2 protein-coding genes are annotated in these 623 nt (G+C 55.5%); both read right to left on the reverse strand.

Annotated elements, in window-relative coordinates; genetic code table 11:
* On the reverse strand, window positions 1-326 hold a 326-nt coding region (locus HMPREF0307_RS13555; protein ID WP_156435915.1), incomplete at its 3' end, for an IS3 family transposase.
* Window positions 323-623 (reverse strand): transposase (locus tag HMPREF0307_RS13560; RefSeq protein WP_156435916.1); only part of this gene is annotated, 301 nt, incomplete at its 5' end. The genes HMPREF0307_RS13560 and HMPREF0307_RS13555, both read right to left, overlap by 4 nt.

A 623-nucleotide genomic window follows, 5' to 3' on the forward strand; every position in this document is an offset into this window, starting at 1 on the left:
TTTTGAAATCCGAACAGGTTCTGGGCCCGCATCAAACTAGCCACTCTCTTGCGATTGATGCGCTTAGCCGGAGGTGTAGTGCCGTTGTCGCGCTTGCGGTCGTTGAGTTCAGCAGTGATGCGACGAGCGCCCCAGATGCCGTTTTCAGCGTCGAAAATGGCCTGGATCTCCGCGGCCACCACAGCGTCATCTACAAGGCGCGCACGGCGCCGTGGAGCCGAGTTCTTCCACTTGTAATACGAAGACCGATTTAGCCCCAGGACTGTGCACATCCGCTTGACCGAGTAGTCGGCGAGATTGTCGTCAACGAACTGGAAGCGGATCACCAGGTCGTCTCTTCCGCAAAATACTTCGCGGCCTTACGCAGAATATCGCGCTCTTCACGAAGCCTTTTGTTTTCGCGTTCTAGCTGGCGGATTCTTTCCGCATCAGCAAGCTTTTCTACGGGTGACGCTGCATCTTCATCCTTGGCGACGTTAGTGCCGAATTGCTTGTACCAGTATCCCAAAGTCGAGCGATTGATTCCGAGTTCTTCTGCGACCTTGCGCATTGAGGTATCCGGGTTCGACTCGAACATCGCGACGGCGTCGCGCTTGAACTGTTCCGTGTAAACCTTGCGGGGC

The sequence above is a fragment of the Corynebacterium sp. DNF00584 genome (genome assembly GCF_001552965.1).
Taxonomy (GTDB): domain Bacteria; phylum Actinomycetota; class Actinomycetes; order Mycobacteriales; family Mycobacteriaceae; genus Corynebacterium; species Corynebacterium phoceense.